The organism is Neisseria sp. P0021.S005 (genome assembly GCF_051956955.1).
This window is the reverse complement of sequence record NZ_JBQCWY010000886.1, coordinates 1-554: the sequence shown is the minus strand read 5'-3', so window position 1 is coordinate 554 and position 554 is coordinate 1. Positions and strand designations below refer to the sequence as shown.

Genomic DNA, 554 nt, shown 5'->3' with positions numbered 1-554 from the left:
GATGCAAACAACAAACACAGCAAACAACAACCACACCCCACACAACAAAACACCAACCAACCTAACCAAGCGCGAAACCGGCACCGACCCAAACAAAAACTATCCACACGACACCCCAGCCAAAACCAAAACCAAAGACATAGCAAAAATAACGAACACACAACCACTAAAAAACAGAGTGCAAACAACCAACAACCCCAAAACCACGAACAAAAACACCAACAACAAACACACCAACCCAACCACACCACCAACACCCACACACCACAACAACACCAACCACAAACCACCCACCCAACATAACAGCACACACCCCACAAACCCACCCACAAAACAAACCAACAACCCCACACCACCACAACCAAAAAACCACCAAACAACAACACATCTACTCCGGCATTGTCCACCAGCACGGCCAAGCTAAACTCACAAACAGTCAACACGAAAACTTCCCCGCCCTCTACCCCCACCCCTTACAAACCGCCCCCCATAACCACAACACCTCGCGTATCCCCACCAACAAACAGCCCTCCACCCCAATGAAAAAACGACAT

General features: G+C 48.9%; 1 protein-coding gene. It reads left to right on the top strand.

All coding sequences use genetic code 11. From position 1 onward, the window contains the following. Positions 1-303: hypothetical protein (locus tag ACTHUE_RS19970; protein ID WP_440424274.1), on the top strand; the 303-nt coding region annotated here is incomplete at its 5' end. Positions 304-554: the final 251 nt, after the last annotated feature.